Source organism: Tenacibaculum pacificus (assembly GCF_027941775.1).
In the GTDB taxonomy this organism is placed as follows: Bacteria; Bacteroidota; Bacteroidia; order Flavobacteriales; family Flavobacteriaceae; genus Polaribacter; species Polaribacter pacificus_A.
The window spans coordinates 1812755-1830282 of record NZ_CP115917.1 but is presented as its reverse complement, the minus strand read 5'-3'; the positions used below and the strand labels follow the sequence as shown (position 1 = coordinate 1830282).

The window sequence follows — 17528 nt, the reverse complement described above, 5'->3', positions numbered from 1 at the left end:
GATGCAAGTATTAGATAATCAAACTTTATTAGATATAGCCATACAAACAACAGGAACACCGCTTTCTGCATTGTTAATAGCTAAAGCAAATAATTTAAATCCTTCTAATAGTTTAGTAGAAGGTAGTTGTATTTTAATTCCGTTAAAATTAATTAAAGATCAGGATATATATCAATATTATAACAATAACGAAATTATACCCGCTACGGCATTAACACAAACGAACATTGACGCAATTATAGGATGTGAAGGAATAGGTTGTTGGGCAATAGGAATAGATTTTAAAGTAAGCTAAAAATGAGTACAGTACAAGATATAAAAAATAACATGATAGCGGTTAAAGAAAAAGAAACAGCTTTAGCCGATTTAAATAGTACAAGCAAAGTCTCTATTTGGAATTTACTGCTTTTCATTGTTGCTTTCTGTAGCCAAGATTTACGAACTTATTTTAGTGAACATCGTAAATATGTAAACCATCGTTTGGCAAATCAAAAAGCGGGTACGTTGCCTTGGTACAGGAGTATGGCATTGGCTTTTCAATATGGATTTCATTTAATTGCTGATACAGATAAGTTTCAAAATGAATTAGCAACATCTGAAGAAATAGAAGCATCAAAATTAATAAAATACGCTGCCGTAAACGAAGGAGATAAACCAGGAACAATAGTTATAAAAGTAGCGACTGAAACGGATAATAAGCTAGCTACTTTATCACCTGAAGCAGAAATATCAATAAAACAATATTTTAAAGAAATAGCTTTTGCAGGTGATAGAATAACAATTATTAATCATTTAGCCGATAAATTATTTTTAAATATAAAAATTCACATAAATCCTTTGGTTTTAGAAGTTAATGGAATATCCAAGCAAAAAGGTAATAAACCAGTTGAAGATGCCTTGCAAGAATTTATGAAGGAATTGCCTTTTAATGGTCAAATGGTATTACAAAGTTTGGTTGATAAATTACAGCTGGTTGAAGGTGTTGAAGTAGCACATTTGGTTGAAGTAAAAAGTAGTTCATTAGATCCTATTTTAGGTAAACATGGAATAGCTTCTTTAATTGAAGTAAAACATATTCCTGTAAGTGGCTATTTTGAAATTGAAAATTTTGATAACATTAGTTATGTGGTATAATATTGATTTTTATAAATGGGCAGTTTTATTACTTCCTACTCGTAATCGAAAAGCAAAAATGCTTGCTTTTATAAAAACACTTGTTACACCTATTGTTGATTTACATTATGAGTTTTTACAACGTAGAGCATTAGACGAATTTATTTTAAATCATAATGGGCAAATATGTTATTTAAGAAAAGCTTTAAATGATTTGTTTGACGCTGATTTAAGGCGCATACAAATTGGTGATGGCAATCAATTTAAACGGCAATATATTTATACAAGAGCAGAACAAAAACCTGTTTTTTTAGGTAAATTTTTTTTACGAGATAAAACGGATTATGCCGATACAGGAATTGATTTTATTGTTTATATACCAGATAGTATTGTAAAATCAAGAAAAATAGAGCTTGAAAAGTGGATTGAAATATTCAAAAAAGGAACAAAAAAATATAAAATAATAGCAACATAATGAATACTATTAATTTTCAACAAATAGGAGGTTTTCCTTTAGAAACAAACACGCTAACTGAAGTACAAAAAGCCTATAGTATTTTTAATGCTTTTGGAGCATTGGCAGGTAATAAAACAATTATCAGCGGATGTGAAGTTATTGGAAACCAAATAACAAACGGTTTTATTTATTTAGATGGCGAATTGTTAGAATTTCGTGGAGGGATAAAACAAGATACCGTTGTAATTATTCAAGAAGAAACAAAAGTATTTTTTGAAGACCAAACAGAAAAAGGAGTTTATTATACTCGTTATGTAACTTTTGGAGTTTCAGTAAATTCAATTCCTTGGAGTGATTTTAAACGATTTTATATAAATCAGCCAATTTTTAAAGAAATAAAATACGTTGGTAGAAATGTAACTCAAGCAGAATTACAAAGAGGTTGGTATATCGCAAATGGAGAAAACGGTACAGATAATATTTTAGGACGAATGCTTGTTGGATATGATGCCACTCAAGAGGAATTTGATACTGTTGGAAAAAAAGGGGGCGAAAAAACACATCAATTAACTGAGGCAGAAATGCCTAGTCACCGTCATGAAGGACGAACAAATTCGGCAGGTGGTCATAGCCATGAGTATAATAGACTTTTATTTGGAGGTAATTCTACTTGGGTATCAGGAGGTGTAATGGGACATTGGGGTACTACTAAAAAAGAGGCAACAAGTTCAGAAGGGCTTCATCAACATCGTTTTACAACAGATAATGAAGGAAATGATAAACCACACAATAATTTACCGCCATACATTGTGGCATTACCAATTCAATTTATAGGATAATTATGGCATTTAAAGATACCGTTAAAAATTGGTTTAAAACAGGTTTAAAACCAACCCAACAGCAGTTTTATAGTTTTTTTGATGCTATACGCTGGAAAGATGAAAATATACCTGCTAACCTAGTAGAAGGTTTAAATAACTTGTTAATTGCTAAAGCAGATAAACAAGCGTTTAATTCACATTTACAGGATTTAGAAAGGTATGTTACAATTCGGGATAAAAATGATTTAGAAGCTTTAAATACAACTATTTTTAAGCATGAATTATCAGTTCTTTTAAATTTTTCAGATGATTTAGAGGATGTCATGTTATCTGAATTTACTTTTAATGAATTTACATTCGTAATTACGGTATCAGGAAAAAAGTATTTAATTAAAAGAACAAATTCAAAATATAGTTTAGCTAACTGTATGCTTTTTTTAAGAGCTACTAATATAGAGGCTAATGTTATTTATAGTCTTGAAGTTTCAAATTATCAATTAAAAATAAACGAAGATTTTTCTTATTACGAATTGATATCAGAAGATTTAACAGCTAGTATAGATTTAAATAATGTAGATACTTTTTTGTTCTATTATAAGAGAAAAGTATTATTAAATTATATAAAAACTGAGTCAATACAGTTGTTAGAGGCAACAGCTAAAAAAATAATTGTACCACTAAATGTAAGTTTTTATGGCATTGAAATTATTGAAATAGCATTATTATCAACAATAGAAGTTTCTATGGATTCCTATTTTTCAGAAGAAGGTTATTTGGGAGAACTAACAGGAGGTAATAATGATTCAGTAATATTAATGAACCAAGAAGTTAAAGAAGTGTGGCTAAAAAGCACAAAAGATGTTAGGATTAAAATAATTTTTAAAAACATTTAAATTTAAATATATGAAAAAGAGAATTGCAATTACTGAATTTACAGCAGTTAATTTAAAAGCAAATGAACCTTTTTATTTGCCTTTGGTAAACGATGAAACAATTAAGTCAATTAGTTTTAAAGATAAAGGTTTGTCTTTCAAAATTAGTGTGGTTGAAGAATTTAAAGAAATTACTTCAGGTAACATAAAAGAGGAGGATAGTACTGTTTTAGTAAACTTAAAAACTAAATGTTTAGTGGTATCTGTTAATATTGATACTGTAGCCGAAATTTTAACTTTAAAATAAAAAAAATGCAAAAACAAGTTGTAGATCAATTACAAGTAAAAGATCTTAAAAATGCAGCGTTTTTAGGAACAGACTCAAAAGGAAATGTTATAGGAAAACAAGCGGAGGATTTGCCTAAAGGTGAAAAAGGAGATCCTGGACCAATAGGTGAAATGGGAATGCCTGGTCAACAAGGTGAAAAAGGAGATATGGGAGAATCTGGTCGTTCTGGAGAAAGAGGACCAAAAGGAGATCCTGGACCAAGAGGTGAAACGGGGATGCCTGGTCCTTCTGGAGAAAGAGGACCAAAAGGAGATCCTGGACCAATAGGTGAAACGGGGATGCCTGGTTCTTCTGGAGAAAGAGGACCAAAAGGAGATCCTGGACCAAGAGGTGAAATAGGGATGCCTGGTCAACAAGGTGAAAAAGGATATATGGGAGAACCTGGTCGTTCTGGAGAAAGAGGACCAAAAGGTGATAAAGGTGACCCTGGTTATGCTTATTCTACTGTCGTTGATTCAAGAACAAATAATAACATCTCTCTTAACTCACAGTTTCCTTTAGCTTTATATCCTATTGGAAGTATTATTATAGATTTAGGAGGTGATATTTCTTCATCTTCAAATCAATTTTATATGTATGTTAGAAATGGTAATTCAAGTTGGATTCGTTTTACAGGTAGTGATATGAATAATTTAGGACCAGAATCATCTACACGACCAAGAGGATAATAAAAAGTAAAACTTTAAAGGGGGTAAAAAAAGTCCCCCAACAATTTAAAAACTTCTCACAGTAATTTAATTTAGCATCAAAGCCCAGTTGGAGGACATAAGTCTTCTAATTGGGCTTTGCTTGTTTAAAATATTACTGTGAGAGGAGCAAAAATAAGAATATTAATTAAATTAAAAATAATAAATGAGTAAAAATTATGTAAATGCTCCTTTACCGTTTCAGGGTCAAAAACGGAACTTCATCAAACAATTTAAAGAAGAATTAAAAAAATACCCTTCAAATGCTACTTATGTAGATTTGTTTGGAGGTAGCGGTTTGCTCAGTCATACTGTAAAACAGCAAAACCCTAATGCAGTAGTTGTTTACAATGATTATGACAATTTTAAACAGCGTTTAAATACCATTTCAACAACAAATAAGATATTAGAAAAACTTAGATGTTTAGTAGTTGGTTTACCAGCAAAAAAAACAATACCTGAAGCTATTAAGAAGCAAATTATAGATGTTATTTCAATTGAAGATAAAAAGGGGTTTGTTGATTATATTTCTTTGTCAGGTAGTTTATTGTTTAGTATGAATTATGTGCAAAGTTTAGCGGAATTAAAAAAGCAAAGGTTCTATAATAGGATACGAAAAAGTAATTTTTCTGCGAAAGATTATTTAAAGGAAGTTGAGTTTGTAAGATATGACTATAAAGAATTGTTTAACCTTTATAAAAACATCCCTAATGTGGTTTTTTTAGTAGATCCTCCATACCTTTCAACAGATTGCTCAACCTACAAAAACTATTGGAAATTAGCCGATTATTTAGATGTTTTAAAAGTACTAAATGAAACTAACTATTTTTATTTCACCTCAAACAAATCGAGCGTAGTAGAGCTTTGCGAGTGGATTGAAAAAAATACAGGAGGTAAAAATCCATTTAACCAGGCAGAAGTTGTTTATCGATACAATAACACTACTCACAATACTGGTTATACTGATATTATGTTGCATAAGCGTTACACAACAACAATAACTTAGAAAAGATGAACAAGTACCATACGATATTACAAAAAATAATCAACGAAGGAGAATATCAGTTGAATAAAAAAGGACGATTAAAATACCTTTTAAATGAAAAAATAACACTATCAAAAGGAGACTTACTAGATGTTTTTGAGTCGCACACAATTGCACGTAAAAAACTTCGTGACGAATTGGATTTATTTGAATTGGGAGTAGACCGTGTTGAAGAATATAATGATGTAGGAATAACGTGGTGGGATTATTGTGGTTCTTATCTTGTTAATTCTTACCCAAAATACATTGCTCAATTACCTAAATTGATAGAGAAGATTAATTCGGAGTTGAGGAGTTCTAAAAACTACGTTTTATTTTTAGGAGAAAATGAAGTTGAAACAAGTCAACAACCATGTGTGAGTTTGATACAGTTTCAAATAAATAAGGATAAGTTAAATATAACAGCGTATTTGAGGAGTTCGGATGCTAGTTTAGGTTTGCCTTCAGATATATATCATTTGTGGCTTATAAGCCGTAAAATACATGTTCAATTAGATAGTATTACCCTTATGTTGCCTAATGTACATATCTATGAGAATAATATCACAAAAACGAAAAGGTTGTTAAGAGGTGATCAAGTAAGGTTTAATTTAAATGTATAGTTTTCTATTTTGTAATGAGTTAGTGTTTTTTATCTCAAAAATGTACTTTTTGTTTTAAATTTATGTACTTTTTGTTTTGCCGATTATAAAATAAAAGCGGAATAGAAAATCCCCTAAGGATTTTCGTAAGTAGGCTATAACTAGCAATAAATTATATACGGTGTTACCCAACGTTTTTATTCCGATTCAATTTTCCAATTTTCCGTATTCAGAAATCCGTTTATAATTTCATAATCAGGCAATTTCTCAAAGTTTACCTTTAATTTTATTCCGCTATATTTTCCAAATACGATATTGTCAATTCCAAATTCTAGATTTATAAATTCCGTTTTATAATTTTTGTCAAATATTCCAATTTGGTCATAATCTGCAATAATAAATTTATCTTGAGTTGGAATTTCCGCTAAATCTCTAAATTCAGTTTGTTGGTCAAAAAATAGAGTTTCTCTTTTCTCAATATCCAATATATAAAATCCGTCACTTGTCAAAATTGCAACCTGATTTATTTTTTCCGCAATTGCAACTTTTTTAGGTTCTCCTCGAAACATTCCAACCCATTCAATTCCGCTATTTGTTGTGAATTTTATCCAACTCCAAATTTGACTTTTCCTCACTGTATTTAGGTCAAAAGTTTTTTCTTCATATTGACCAGAAGTCGGTTGATAAATAAATTCAGCTTTCAATTTTTTCTTTCAGTTTTGAGTTGAGTGTATTGTCCTGAAATAGGTTGACCTTTTTTTTTGAATTTATAAGGTTAATAATTCCAGATTTTTTTTATTTCTTCGATATGATTTATATTCGATATTTTGATTTATATGAACCTTCTTAGGAGTATTTAAATCGAGACTTAAATGTGGACGAAGGTTGTTATAAATATTAATAGCACTTTTTGTAATTTTCTTTGCTAAAATAGTGTTTTTAATTGTTAGTTTCAAACCATATTCATATTTTAAAGTTCTATTAATTCTTTCAGCGATAGCATTTTCATATGGATCATATTTTTCAGTCATACTCATAATTAAACCATTTTTTTCAGCAAATAGGGTATAAGTCGGATTGCAATATTGTAGTCCTCTATCTGAATGATGAATTAGTTTTTCATTCGGATATTTTCGATTTTTGATAGCCATTTTGAGTGCATCTATACAAAGCGATGTTCTCATATGTGTGTCTAATTTATACCCCATTATTTTCTTAGAATATGCATCTGTTACTAAAGCTAAATAATTATGACCTTTTTCTGTTTTTATATAGGTAATATCTGTTACCCAAAGTTGTTCCGCTCTTGTCGGGATTTTGTTTGATACAAGGTTTTTATACTTATAAAAATGATGTTTAGAATTCGTTGTAATATGATAGTTTTTTGTTCTAGGTACTAGTAATCTATGGCTTCTTAAGAAATTATAGAACTTGTCTCGCCCTATTTTTATTCCTTTTTTATCGATATCAATTTTTAATTGATGATATAGTTTTTTAGCCCCTAATTTCTGACCAATTCTATCACGACATTGTTTGACTAATTGTGTTAATATAAGTTCGTTATTTTGCTTTATTTGATAAGATTTTAATCGTTTGTAAAAGGCCTGTTTACTAATCCCAAAACATTGAATTAACCATTTTCTTTTAAACGGTTTTGCTTCTTTTTTTGAATCTCTTCTGCTAATGTTTTGGGCAATGACTTTTTTGACATATCGACACCAGTAATGATTTCCATATCAGCGATAATATCTTGTTGAAAATCTTTTACAAATTCTAGTTCTTCAATTTTCTCTTTGAGTTTTTTGATTTCATCTTGTTTACTCACGCCTAATTTTTTTTGTTCAAAAGTACTATATTTTTTGATCCAGTACTGAATTGTAGCTCTAGAAATATCGTATTTTTTAGCGGCGTAATTAACAGAAATACGTCCATTATGAATTTGGTCAATGATGAATAATTTGAGTTCAAAACCTACTTTATTGTAGTTCTTTTTTCGGCAGGGTAGTTTTGTCTTTGTGTCCATAGTTTAACTAAAAGTGTTTAAATTTTAGTCAACCTATTTCAGGATTTTACAGAGTGGTTAATGTTGGGTAACGTTTTTGTATATTATTTGTTGCGTGTTTTAAGCAACTAATTTAATAAATAATTACCGACCAAGAAAGTCCACGAAGACTTTCGTAAGTAGACGAGAAGCCAGTAATAAATTATATACGGTGTTGGCAACAGTTTTTTATATCTCCTTAGTATAATATTCTCTCAATATCTCTGTGAATTTTTTTGATTTTAATTCTCTTGATTTATTTAGCATATCATTTAAGTCAAAAAAATCAATTTTATATTTTTTAGTTTTCTCCTTCTTTTTTGTCAAAAATTCAATTGCTTCGTCTGTAAAACCTCCTGTAGACCAAAACTCAAAGGTTAAGTTTTTATCACGTAACATATAATTATCTAAAACCCATTTTCTAATTATAGTTGTTTTTTCACTTAACCAAATTTCAACTTCTTCTTTAGACACTTTATGATTATAACCTTTACATTCTGATATAAAAATTTCACTTTCGGTAAACCCAAAAACATCGATTTCTCTTTGTAATCCTTCATAGTTGATTATTTTACCTATGTCAATAGATTTACAAATCCTACCTTGATAATAACCTACAGCCAACTCAAACAAATCTCCTCTAAGGTTATTCGTCTTTCCGTCTACAAGTTTATTTAGTTTGCTTATTAAATCTAAATATGCTTCTGGGTTTTTCTTTAATATTGCTCCAGCATTTGTAACTAAATTGATTAATGAGTTTAGAAGTTCTTTATAATTATCTCCAAATAGTTCGTTTACAAAACCAATTACAACTCCTTGAGATTTTAATTTATTTAATGATTTTGTATCAATAGATTCAACTATTAAAAAAGGAATAAAATTTGAAATATTTTTTTGATATTTAATCGCCTTTATTTTGTTTAAAAAAAACTCTATTTGATTTTCATTTACAGTATTTCCTATTAGGATATCAGCAACAACAAATCCAGGTATCAAATTCGTTTTGTTGTTTTTCGGAAGAGTTCCTATGTATGAGGGTGAAACAAAATTAAATTGATATTTTCCAAATTCACTATAAAACTTCGAAGAATTATAGGAAACCAATCCAATTTTTCTTGACCAATCATTAAATTGTATAAGAATGAAATTTTTAGCTACATCTAAACCTTTAGCTTTTTTTGAGTTAAAATTACTATCAGGAATATTTGAAAGTAGAATAAAGTCATCTTTAATTGTTATTAATCTTAAAGAAATTAACTTTTCTAAAACTGAACTAAAAGTAACGTGACCTTTTAAATCCAAAACTGGACTTATAGAGTATGAAGGTAGGTGTTCTGTTTTTAATTGACCATAATGGAAATCTAAGGATTGTATGATTGTGAAATATTGTTTTCCTGCTTTTTTTAATGCATTATATAGACCTGTGTAATAGTCTACAGTATTAAATATTTCTTTTTCGTGAAACAAAAATTGTCCGTCAGCGAACAATCCTTTAACTCTAATGATGTTACTTTTTATACGACTTAATCTTTTTCTGGCAGCCTCTTTTGTTAGTCCTTTCTCTTTGTTTATAAGGTGTTCAATCAATTCACTTGATAAAATAGGTCCTTCTTCTTTTATGAGTTTTTCTAAATATGTCACGCCACACTATTTATACAAGATTAAACTAATCATTCTCACTGTTTGTTTTTTTAATTGTTGCCAACGTTTTTGTGCATGGTTTCGTTGCGAAATCATAGCACTAATATAGTTTAAAAAACGAGAACTTTAACATGCGCGAGGATTTTCTGCAAGAAAATCAACAAGCAATGAACTATGCACGTTGTTGTAAAATGCGATTTTTTGTTTAAATATTCTTTTAATTTTTTTCTAAATTACTTTTTTTGAGTAAAACTTTAATTCTGCGTTTTAAATTCCGCCATATTTATTTTCAGTTTTTATAAAACTCTAAATTTTCAATATTTTCAATATTTTCTAAATTATTAAATTTGAAGAAAACTTCAATTCCACGTTTTTAATTCCGCCATATTTATTTCTCCATATTTTAGGAAATTCTAAATTTTCAATATTTTCTAAATTATTAAATTTGAAGAAAACTTCAATTCCACGTTTTTAATTCCGCGATATTTATTTCTCCATATTTTAGGAAATTCTAAATTTTCAATGTTCTCTAAATTATTCAATTTGAAGAAAACTTCAATTCCACGTTTTCAATTCTACCATATTTATTTATCTATATTTTGGGCAATTCTGAATTTTGATTAGAAATGAGATTATTCAATTTTTCTAAAAACGTTAATTCATATTTTAAAAACTCCGCCAGATTGTTTTTCATATTTAAGGAAATTTCAAATATTTTCTTAAATTTTAAATTCTACCGAAATTTTTGAGTTTTTTACAACGTGTTTGTATATGGTTTGTTGCGTGTTTTTAGCAACTAATTTAGTAAATAAATACCAACCAAGAAAGTCCGCGAGGACTTTCGCAAGTAGGCAAAAAGCCAGCAATAAATTATATACGGTGTTGGCAGTAGTACTTTATATAAATTTAAATATTTTATTATTTTCGAAATCTTCGACTGTTAGGTCAAAACTATCTTCCTTAAAAGGGAAAATTGAATGAATTGTTATTTCTTTTTCTTTAGTAACAGAAATCAAATTCCTATATCTTTTTGATGAAGGATATGTTCTAACATTAATTGAAGGACTTTCTTCAATTATTTTGGCTTTAGAATTCTGATAAAGCACAACCTTGTCAAAATATTCAACTACACAGCCTTCTGGAACTATTGAAGTAGATAAAGGTTTTAAGAAGTTTGCATTACCATTTTTTAAAGTTGGTAAAGCTTTATTTCTTGATACAAAGTATAAATTTTTATCTTTTGGTTTTTTTAAGTTAATATTTACAAAACTTCCATCTTTCATAAAAAAGAATCCTGAAGTTGAACTATTAAAGCAATAGTTGATTTGTTCTTTTTCTATTCTTGAATAAGCTAATAAAGTCGAAAGGTCAAATTTTGAAGAACCAAAATCGGTTATTCTTCTTCTTTCACTATTTTCATCAAACTTTGAATAATTTAGTTTGTCTTCAATTTTTTCAGTTTCATTTACGTAATACTCAAAATCATTTTGTTTATCATAATTTATAACGTCATATCCTGACCAACCAGTTCTAATTGATTTCTTAGAAACAGATTTTTCATTTACTTTAAGAGAATTAGAACTGTTTAAAAATGTTCCGTGAAATAAACCATTACTATTTGACGAAATAATTATTTCTCCTGATTTTGCATTCAAACAAGTTACTTTTGCATCAAAACGTTTTTGAGGTTTAGTAGGTTCTAAATTATATCTATCGTCAGAATTTAAATTAATTTCATACAAACCTTCTTTACTTCCAATATATAAACGCATTGCATACATTTTAAGGTCAAGGACAGGCATTGTTGGCACTTCATCAATGACTGTATAATCATTTTCATCAAGTATAATTTGGAATTCCATTTCCTCAGAAGCTTTTTTCCATAAGTCAATGAAACTTTTTTTCATTTCCCCAATTCCAAAAAAGATTTCTGCTTGCCTATTATTAAGATAGTCATTACGCTGAAATGAAACTCTTATCAAATTTTCAAAATCAGGGTATTCATTAATAAGTTTATATATTATTCGAGATAATGGTGAATATGCAATTCTACCGTTTAATAAAATAAGAAATAAATGACCGCTATATATGTAACTTTCAATAGCGTCTACTTCTAATGTAAATTTAAGAGTTTTCATATAGCGCCTTTTAATATTTTAATATGCATTCTATTGTCGATAACTTCATCCTCTAGCCACTTATCTACTGTTTTTACACTTGGTTCAAATTCTCCACTGTTAACAGGGAAACCGTGCCAAGGGTCATTAGAATTCGTAGGATTTGGAAAAAAAGATAATCTTTCTTCTCCAGTACCAAGAATAATGTCTCCATTTTCTAAAATTCCAAATAGTCCACTTTTTTCCTTACAAATCCACTTCCCTTCGTCAGATAATCGGAACACTTCATATTGTTCATTCTGTTTCAAAACCCATTTTGTTTTGTCAGAATTATTTTTTGCAGTTTTATTATGATAGAATACGGGGTGGTAAAAATTCTTGTTTTTAGTAGGTCCAAAATTACCTTCTTTATTTAATTTAACTTTCGGAAATTTATATTTCATAGGTTTTTCTTCGTATTACTGCCAACGGTTTTATATATGGTTTGTTGCGTGTTTTGAGCAACTAATATAGTTTAAAAAACTCAAACATCTACATTTGCGAGTATTTTCCGCAGGAAAATAAATGAGCAATGAATTATATATGTTGTTGCTAAATGCGATTTTTCGTTTAATTTTTTACTATAATATTCAATTTTACGAAAACTTTAATTCAATTTTTTTAAACTCCACCATATTTGTTTTCATTTTTTATAAGACTCAAAATTTTCAATATTTTCTAAATTATTGAATTTGAGTAAAACTTTATTTCAATGTTTTAAATTCCGCGATATTTATTTTCAGTTTTATAAGACTCAAAATTTTCAATATTTTCTAAATTATTCAATTTGAGTAAAACTTTACTTCACGTTTTAAATTCCGCGATATTTATTTTCAGTTTTTTAAAAAACTCTAATTTTTCAATATTTTCTAAATTATTGAATTTGAGTAAAACTTTATTTCACGTTTTAAATTCCGCGATATTTATTTTCAGCTTTTAAAAAACTCTAAATTTTCAATATTTTCTAAATTATTCAATTTGAGCAAAATTATAATTTTACGTTTTCAATTCCGCAATATTGGTTTTCAGCATTTTATTTTTCCGAGTTTTTAGCAACGTTTTTGTATATTATTTGTTGCGTATTTCGAGCAACTAATTTAGTAAATAAAAGCGGAATAGAAAATCCCTAAGGATTTTCGTAAGTAGGCTAGTACTAGTAATAAATTATATACGGTGTTAGCAAAAGTTTTACCATTCAAGTTCAAATTCAACTTCTAAATCAATACTCTCTTTTTTTAAAATCACTTTATTTGGTTTTTCTTGGATATACTCTTTAAAACTAAACTCAATCTCATAAGGTGGCCCTAAAAGAAGATCTTCTACAAAGCCATTGTTATCAAAGTCACTCAAACTGAATTTCATTTTAAAGTTTGGATTAATATTCAAATTTTTACTATTTAAATCCCAATTCAAATTACCTTGATTTTCCAAAACTTCAGATATATACCAAATAGAACTATTATATAATATTTCATTAGATAGAGATATACCAATATGAGTTTTCTCTAATAAAAAAGCCAAATCTGCTAACCGATTAATATCATTACTTGAATATTCAGAATCCCAAGTTTCGTTGATATTTTTAAATGATATTACTTTTAAACTCTTTATTTTAACAGATGTTCCTTTTAACACGTTTACTTCAAATTCTTTTTCAAGTACTTCGTTTTTTTCGTTTTGAGCAGATAAATAAATAGTATTCTTTCCAGTTTTTCCAAAACTTAAAATTATATCAACAGTTTTTCCATAATTTGATTGGTTTGATTTTACAACAGTATTAAGTATAGTAATATTACTATTAATATTGTCATTTTTTGCAAAAATATTGGTAGAAGCACTGTAACTTATAATATTTTGATTTGATTTTAGTTTAAAAGAAATAGGTTGGTCAACTTCTAATTTATCAGTTAAAAATTCAATATCAATTGAAAATTCTTCTTGAACCGGTTCTTCATTTTCATTATTATCTACACAAGCAAAAACTAGCATAAGTAATAACAGGCTAAATAATTTTCTCATATCTCTTAATTTTTGCTAACGGTTTTATATATGGTTTGTTGCGTATTTCAAGTTCTAAATATATTAAATAAAAACGGAATAGAAAATCCCCTAAGGATTTTCGTAAGTAGATAAGCACTAGCAATAAATTATATATGTTGTTGTAATTAGTGAATTTCTAACTATATTTCTCATTTCTTAATTTTCAATTTTTCCGTTTTATTTATCTTTCTTTTTTCCGTTTTCGTCTTAAAATTCCGCCTTAATTAATTCACGCTTTATTTTCAGCGTTAACTTCTGCCTTTTTTCACGTTTCTGCTTAAAACTCCGCTTCAATTAATTTTCGCTTTATTTTCAGCGTTAACTTCTGTCTTTTTTCACGTTTCTGCTTAAAACTCCACTTTAATTAATTTCCACCGATTTATTCACGCTTCATTTTTCAGAGTTTAATACTGTTTTTCTCTTTTTTAGGATTTACTTTCTAAAAATAGGGTAGAAGTCATTTTCAATTTTTCCAGTGTAATATTATTCAATATTAATTTCTAGAAAAGATAAATCACTAATTAGGGATTCCTGGCTGAATTCCGCCATTAATTACAACGTTTTTATATATGGTTTGTTGCGTGTTTTGAGCAACTAATTTAGTAAATAAAAACGGAATAGAAAATCCCTAAGGATTTTCGTAAGTAGGCTAGCACTAGCAATGAATTATATATGTTGTTGTAAGCAGTGCTTTATTCATCATGATTTTCCAGCTTTCTTAATTTCCAAAATTCTTTGTCTTGTTTCACTTCTCTTTGTTTTTTAAATACAATTTTAAAAGAAAAATAGAATGAAATGAAAATCAAAATGCAAGTAATTACGAAAACAGATTTAATTAAAAAACTCTCATTCCATAATTCAAATAATTCTTTTAAAATATAAAATTCAAATACGTATAAAGCTGTACTCAAAACTAAATATAAAATCAATAAGGTCATAACGCTTATAAAGTCCCAAAACAAAGAATTTCTCATTTTATGATTCAATTCAGCAGGCAAATAAAATGGCAAGAAAGAAATATTGAAATCGTTAAAATAATGTCTTTCTAAATCATCAGATTTCATTTCAGTTTTATTAATTAGATTGAATAGAACTTTCGCTTGATGCATTAAATGTTCTCTTCTGTATTCTCCAACAAAAACAATCAGATAAACTATTGCGAAAATCGGTGGAATAAATATTTTGATAACTTTTAAATCCGTTATGTCAATTACACCAAACTTTACTGATTTCAAAGTGCTTTCTTGTAATAAATAGTATATAAAAAGAATAGCAATTAAATACATTAAATATTTATAGACCAATTTGGATGTCTCTTTGATATTATTGATAACTGTGTTTAAATAATCTTTAACAGTTTCAATTTCATTATCATTATAAAACTTAATTAGTGTTTCAGTTTTCATTTATTGTTCGAAGGTGTTGGTTTTTTCACGCATTGCTTACAACGTTTTTGTGTATGATTTGTTGCGTATTTTAAGTTCTAAATTTAGTTAATAAAAACGGAATATAAAATTTAAAAATAATTTTCTTAAATAGACTAGAAGCTAGCAATATATTATACACGGTGTTACCTAATGCGATTTTTTTTATTTTCTAAATTATTCAATTTTTCTAAAATTTTAATTCTGAATTTTATTTAATTCCACAAGATTTTTTTTCCATATTTTATGCAATTCTAAATTTTGATTAAAAACTAAATTATTCAATTTATCTAAAAACTTAAATCTGTATTTTGTTTAATTCCACAAGATTTGTTTTCCCGTATTTTATGCAATTCTAAATTTTGATTAAAAACTAAATTATTCAATTTATCTTAAAACTTAAATTTGCATTTTGTTTAATTTCACAAGATTTTTTTTCCATATTTTATGCAATTCTAAATTTTGATTAAAAACTAAATTATTCAATTTATCTAAAAACTTAAATCTGTATTTTGTTTAATTCCACAAGATTTATTTTCCCGTATTTTAGGCAATTCTAAATTTTAATTAAAAACTAAATTATTCAATTTATCTAAAAACTTAAATTTGCATTTTGTTTAATTCCACAAGATTTGTTTTTCTGTATTTTAGGCAATTCTAAATTTTGATTAAAAACTAAATTATTCAATTTATCTAAAAAACTTTAATTCTACCGAGTAATTTTTTCGAGTTTTAGGTAACGTGTTTTTGTATGGTTTGTTGCGGTTTTAAGCAATTTACTTTATAAATAACAACAGACCAAGAAAGTTTCTGAGAACTTTCATAAGTAAGCTTTTGCTAAGCAATAAATTATACAAGGTGTTGGGCAATCGTTTTTTATTCAAATTATGGTTTTCATTCCGCCAATATTAAAGTGAATGAGTTTAAATTCAACTATTATGAAATTCAAACATGCTCAACCAGTTCATATTTATATTTTATTCGTTATTATTTTTTCTTTTCAGTATTATTTTTCAAGTCAGACAATTTCGATTCAAAGAGAACGTATCGAACACTCAGAGAGTCAAGTTTCTTTTTATGAGAAAGAGCTTCATTCCTCAATGAATCAATACTCAATTTTAATGAAGAAATATCTTTTTCTAAAGAATGATTTTGAAAACCTTGATAAAAAGCAAAAAGCAAAGTAATGAAAGCAATTAAATATCCAATCCAAGGTTCATTAAACCATTTAGTTTTGATTTCTTTTTTATCAATTTTAAAGAATAACTCGTTTTCGTTAATTAACTTTCCTCTTTTAGTAAGTTTCAAGAAACTAATATTATTTCCGTCTTTTATTTTTATTTTTTTCTCTTTTATTAATTCAGAAAGAATATTAAAGAAATCAAAGTACGAGTATTCAGATTTTTCAATTAAAGGAAATAAGTCAACCCAAAAGTTATCAGAACTCTCAAGATATTTTAAAACTAATTTTTCAATTTTTTTATTTACTTTTTTCATTCCTTTTGAGTGTAATTGGTAATGTTGCCCAACGTTTTTGTATATTATTTGTTGCGTATTTCAAGCAACTAATTTAGTAAATAAAAGCGGAATAGAAAATCCCCTAAGGATTTTCGTAAGTAGGCTATAACTAGCAATAAATTATATACGGTGTTACCCAACGTTTTTATTCCGATTCAATTTTCCAATTTTCCGTATTCAGAAATCCGTTTATAATTTCATAATCAGGCAATTTCTCAAAGTTTACCTTTAATTTTATTCCGCTATATTTTCCAAATACGATATTGTCAACTCCAAATTCTAGATTTATAAATTCCGTTTTATAATTTTTGTCAAATATTCCAATTTGGTCATAATCCGCAATAATAAATTTATCTTGAGTTGGAATTTCCGCTAAATCTCTAAATTCAGTTTGTTGGTCAAAAAATAGAGTTTCTCTTTTCTCAATATCCAATATATAAAATCCGTCACTTGTCAAAATTGCAACCTGATTTATTTTTTCCGCAATTGCAACTTTTTTAGGTTCTCCTCGAAACATTCCAACCCATTCAATTCCGCTATTTGTTGTGAATTTTATCCAACTCCAAATTTGACTTTTCCACACTGTATTTAGGTCAAAAGTTTTTTCTTCATATTGACCAGAAGTCGGTTGATAAATAAATTCAGCTTTCAATTTTTTCTTTCAGTTTTGAGTGGTTAATGTTGGGTAACGTTGTTGTATAAGCTTTGTTGCGTGGTTTAAGCAGTGAATTTAATAAATAAAACACGAACGGCGAAATTCCGAAGGAATTTCCCAAGTGAGCTA

Annotated in this window: 19 protein-coding genes; 9 read left to right on the top strand and 10 right to left on the bottom strand. The window is 27.8% G+C overall.

Features of this window, described 5'->3' with window-relative positions:
* Window position 1 precedes the first annotated feature (1 nt).
* The 9 genes from PG913_RS08220 (at window position 2) to PG913_RS08180 (ending at window position 5945) form a co-directional block, all read left to right on the top strand.
* Window positions 2-295 carry a hypothetical protein gene (locus tag PG913_RS08220; protein ID WP_271230315.1) on the top strand — a complete coding sequence of 98 codons (294 nt, stop codon included), beginning with the start codon at window positions 2-4 and terminating at the stop codon, window positions 293-295.
* Between the two features lie 2 nt (window positions 296-297).
* A complete protein-coding gene (locus tag PG913_RS08215) occupies window positions 298-1134 on the top strand; it encodes a nucleotidyltransferase (protein ID WP_271230314.1) in 837 nt (278 codons plus the stop codon).
* Entirely contained in the window at window positions 1124-1588 is a 465-nt protein-coding gene (locus tag PG913_RS08210; RefSeq protein ID WP_271230313.1) for a hypothetical protein, read from the top strand. The genes PG913_RS08215 and PG913_RS08210 overlap by 11 nt, the downstream gene beginning before the upstream one ends.
* Window positions 1588-2409 (top strand): phage baseplate protein, encoded by an 822-nt coding sequence (locus tag PG913_RS08205; RefSeq protein WP_271230312.1) that lies wholly within the window; start codon window positions 1588-1590, stop codon window positions 2407-2409. The genes PG913_RS08210 and PG913_RS08205 overlap by 1 nt, the downstream gene beginning before the upstream one ends.
* Before the next feature lie 2 nt (window positions 2410-2411).
* Entirely contained in the window at window positions 2412-3284 is an 873-nt protein-coding gene (locus PG913_RS08200) for a hypothetical protein (RefSeq protein ID WP_271230311.1), read from the top strand.
* A 10-nt stretch (window positions 3285-3294) separates the two neighbouring features.
* Window positions 3295-3570: a hypothetical protein gene (locus tag PG913_RS08195; RefSeq protein ID WP_271230310.1), complete on the top strand. Its 276-nt coding sequence runs from the start codon at window positions 3295-3297 to the stop codon at window positions 3568-3570.
* A gap of 5 nt (window positions 3571-3575) precedes the next feature.
* Entirely contained in the window at window positions 3576-4280 is a 705-nt protein-coding gene (locus PG913_RS08190; protein WP_271230309.1) for a collagen-like domain-containing protein, read from the top strand.
* A 184-nt stretch (window positions 4281-4464) separates the two neighbouring features.
* Window positions 4465-5304 (top strand): DNA adenine methylase, encoded by an 840-nt coding sequence (locus tag PG913_RS08185; protein WP_271230308.1) that lies wholly within the window; start codon window positions 4465-4467, stop codon window positions 5302-5304.
* A 5-nt stretch (window positions 5305-5309) separates the two neighbouring features.
* Window positions 5310-5945, top strand: coding sequence for a thymidylate synthase (locus PG913_RS08180; RefSeq protein WP_271230307.1), 636 nt, complete (start codon window positions 5310-5312; stop codon window positions 5943-5945).
* A gap of 176 nt (window positions 5946-6121) precedes the next feature.
* Here the strand turns inward: PG913_RS08180 and PG913_RS08175 are convergent, their stop codons facing one another.
* The 10 genes from PG913_RS08175 to PG913_RS08130 all read right to left on the bottom strand — a co-directional run bounded on the left by PG913_RS08175 (window position 6122) and on the right by PG913_RS08130 (window position 17396).
* Window positions 6122-6628: a hypothetical protein gene (locus tag PG913_RS08175; protein WP_271230306.1), complete on the bottom strand. Its 507-nt coding sequence runs from the start codon at window positions 6626-6628 to the stop codon at window positions 6122-6124.
* Window positions 6629-6691: 63 nt separating this feature from the next.
* Window positions 6692-7540, bottom strand: a complete 849-nt coding sequence (locus PG913_RS08170; protein ID WP_233885030.1) for an IS3 family transposase — start codon at window positions 7538-7540, stop codon at window positions 6692-6694.
* 14 nt (window positions 7541-7554) lie between these two features.
* A complete protein-coding gene (locus PG913_RS08165) occupies window positions 7555-7947 on the bottom strand; it encodes a transposase (RefSeq protein ID WP_271230305.1) in 393 nt (130 codons plus the stop codon).
* A 207-nt stretch (window positions 7948-8154) separates the two neighbouring features.
* Complete coding sequence (locus PG913_RS08160) at window positions 8155-9606, bottom strand: hypothetical protein (RefSeq protein ID WP_271230304.1); 1452 nt, start codon at window positions 9604-9606, stop codon at window positions 8155-8157.
* An 896-nt stretch (window positions 9607-10502) separates the two neighbouring features.
* Entirely contained in the window at window positions 10503-11744 is a 1242-nt protein-coding gene (locus tag PG913_RS08155) for a hypothetical protein (protein ID WP_271230303.1), read from the bottom strand.
* A complete protein-coding gene (locus PG913_RS08150) occupies window positions 11741-12031 on the bottom strand; it encodes a hypothetical protein (RefSeq protein ID WP_271230302.1) in 291 nt (96 codons plus the stop codon). The genes PG913_RS08155 and PG913_RS08150 overlap by 4 nt, the downstream gene beginning before the upstream one ends.
* 919 nt (window positions 12032-12950) lie before the next feature.
* The gene (locus tag PG913_RS08145; protein ID WP_232153096.1) at window positions 12951-13781 is read right to left on the bottom strand and encodes a hypothetical protein; all 831 of its coding nucleotides are present in this window, start codon (window positions 13779-13781) and stop codon (window positions 12951-12953) included.
* 713 nt (window positions 13782-14494) lie between these two features.
* Complete coding sequence (locus tag PG913_RS08140) at window positions 14495-15208, bottom strand: hypothetical protein (protein WP_271230301.1); 714 nt, start codon at window positions 15206-15208, stop codon at window positions 14495-14497.
* Between the two features lie 1005 nt (window positions 15209-16213).
* A complete protein-coding gene (locus PG913_RS08135; protein ID WP_271230300.1) occupies window positions 16214-16723 on the bottom strand; it encodes a hypothetical protein in 510 nt (169 codons plus the stop codon).
* Window positions 16724-16889: 166 nt separating this feature from the next.
* Window positions 16890-17396 carry a hypothetical protein gene (locus tag PG913_RS08130; RefSeq protein ID WP_271230299.1) on the bottom strand — a complete coding sequence of 169 codons (507 nt, stop codon included), beginning with the start codon at window positions 17394-17396 and terminating at the stop codon, window positions 16890-16892.
* Between the last annotated feature and the right edge of the window lie 132 nt (window positions 17397-17528).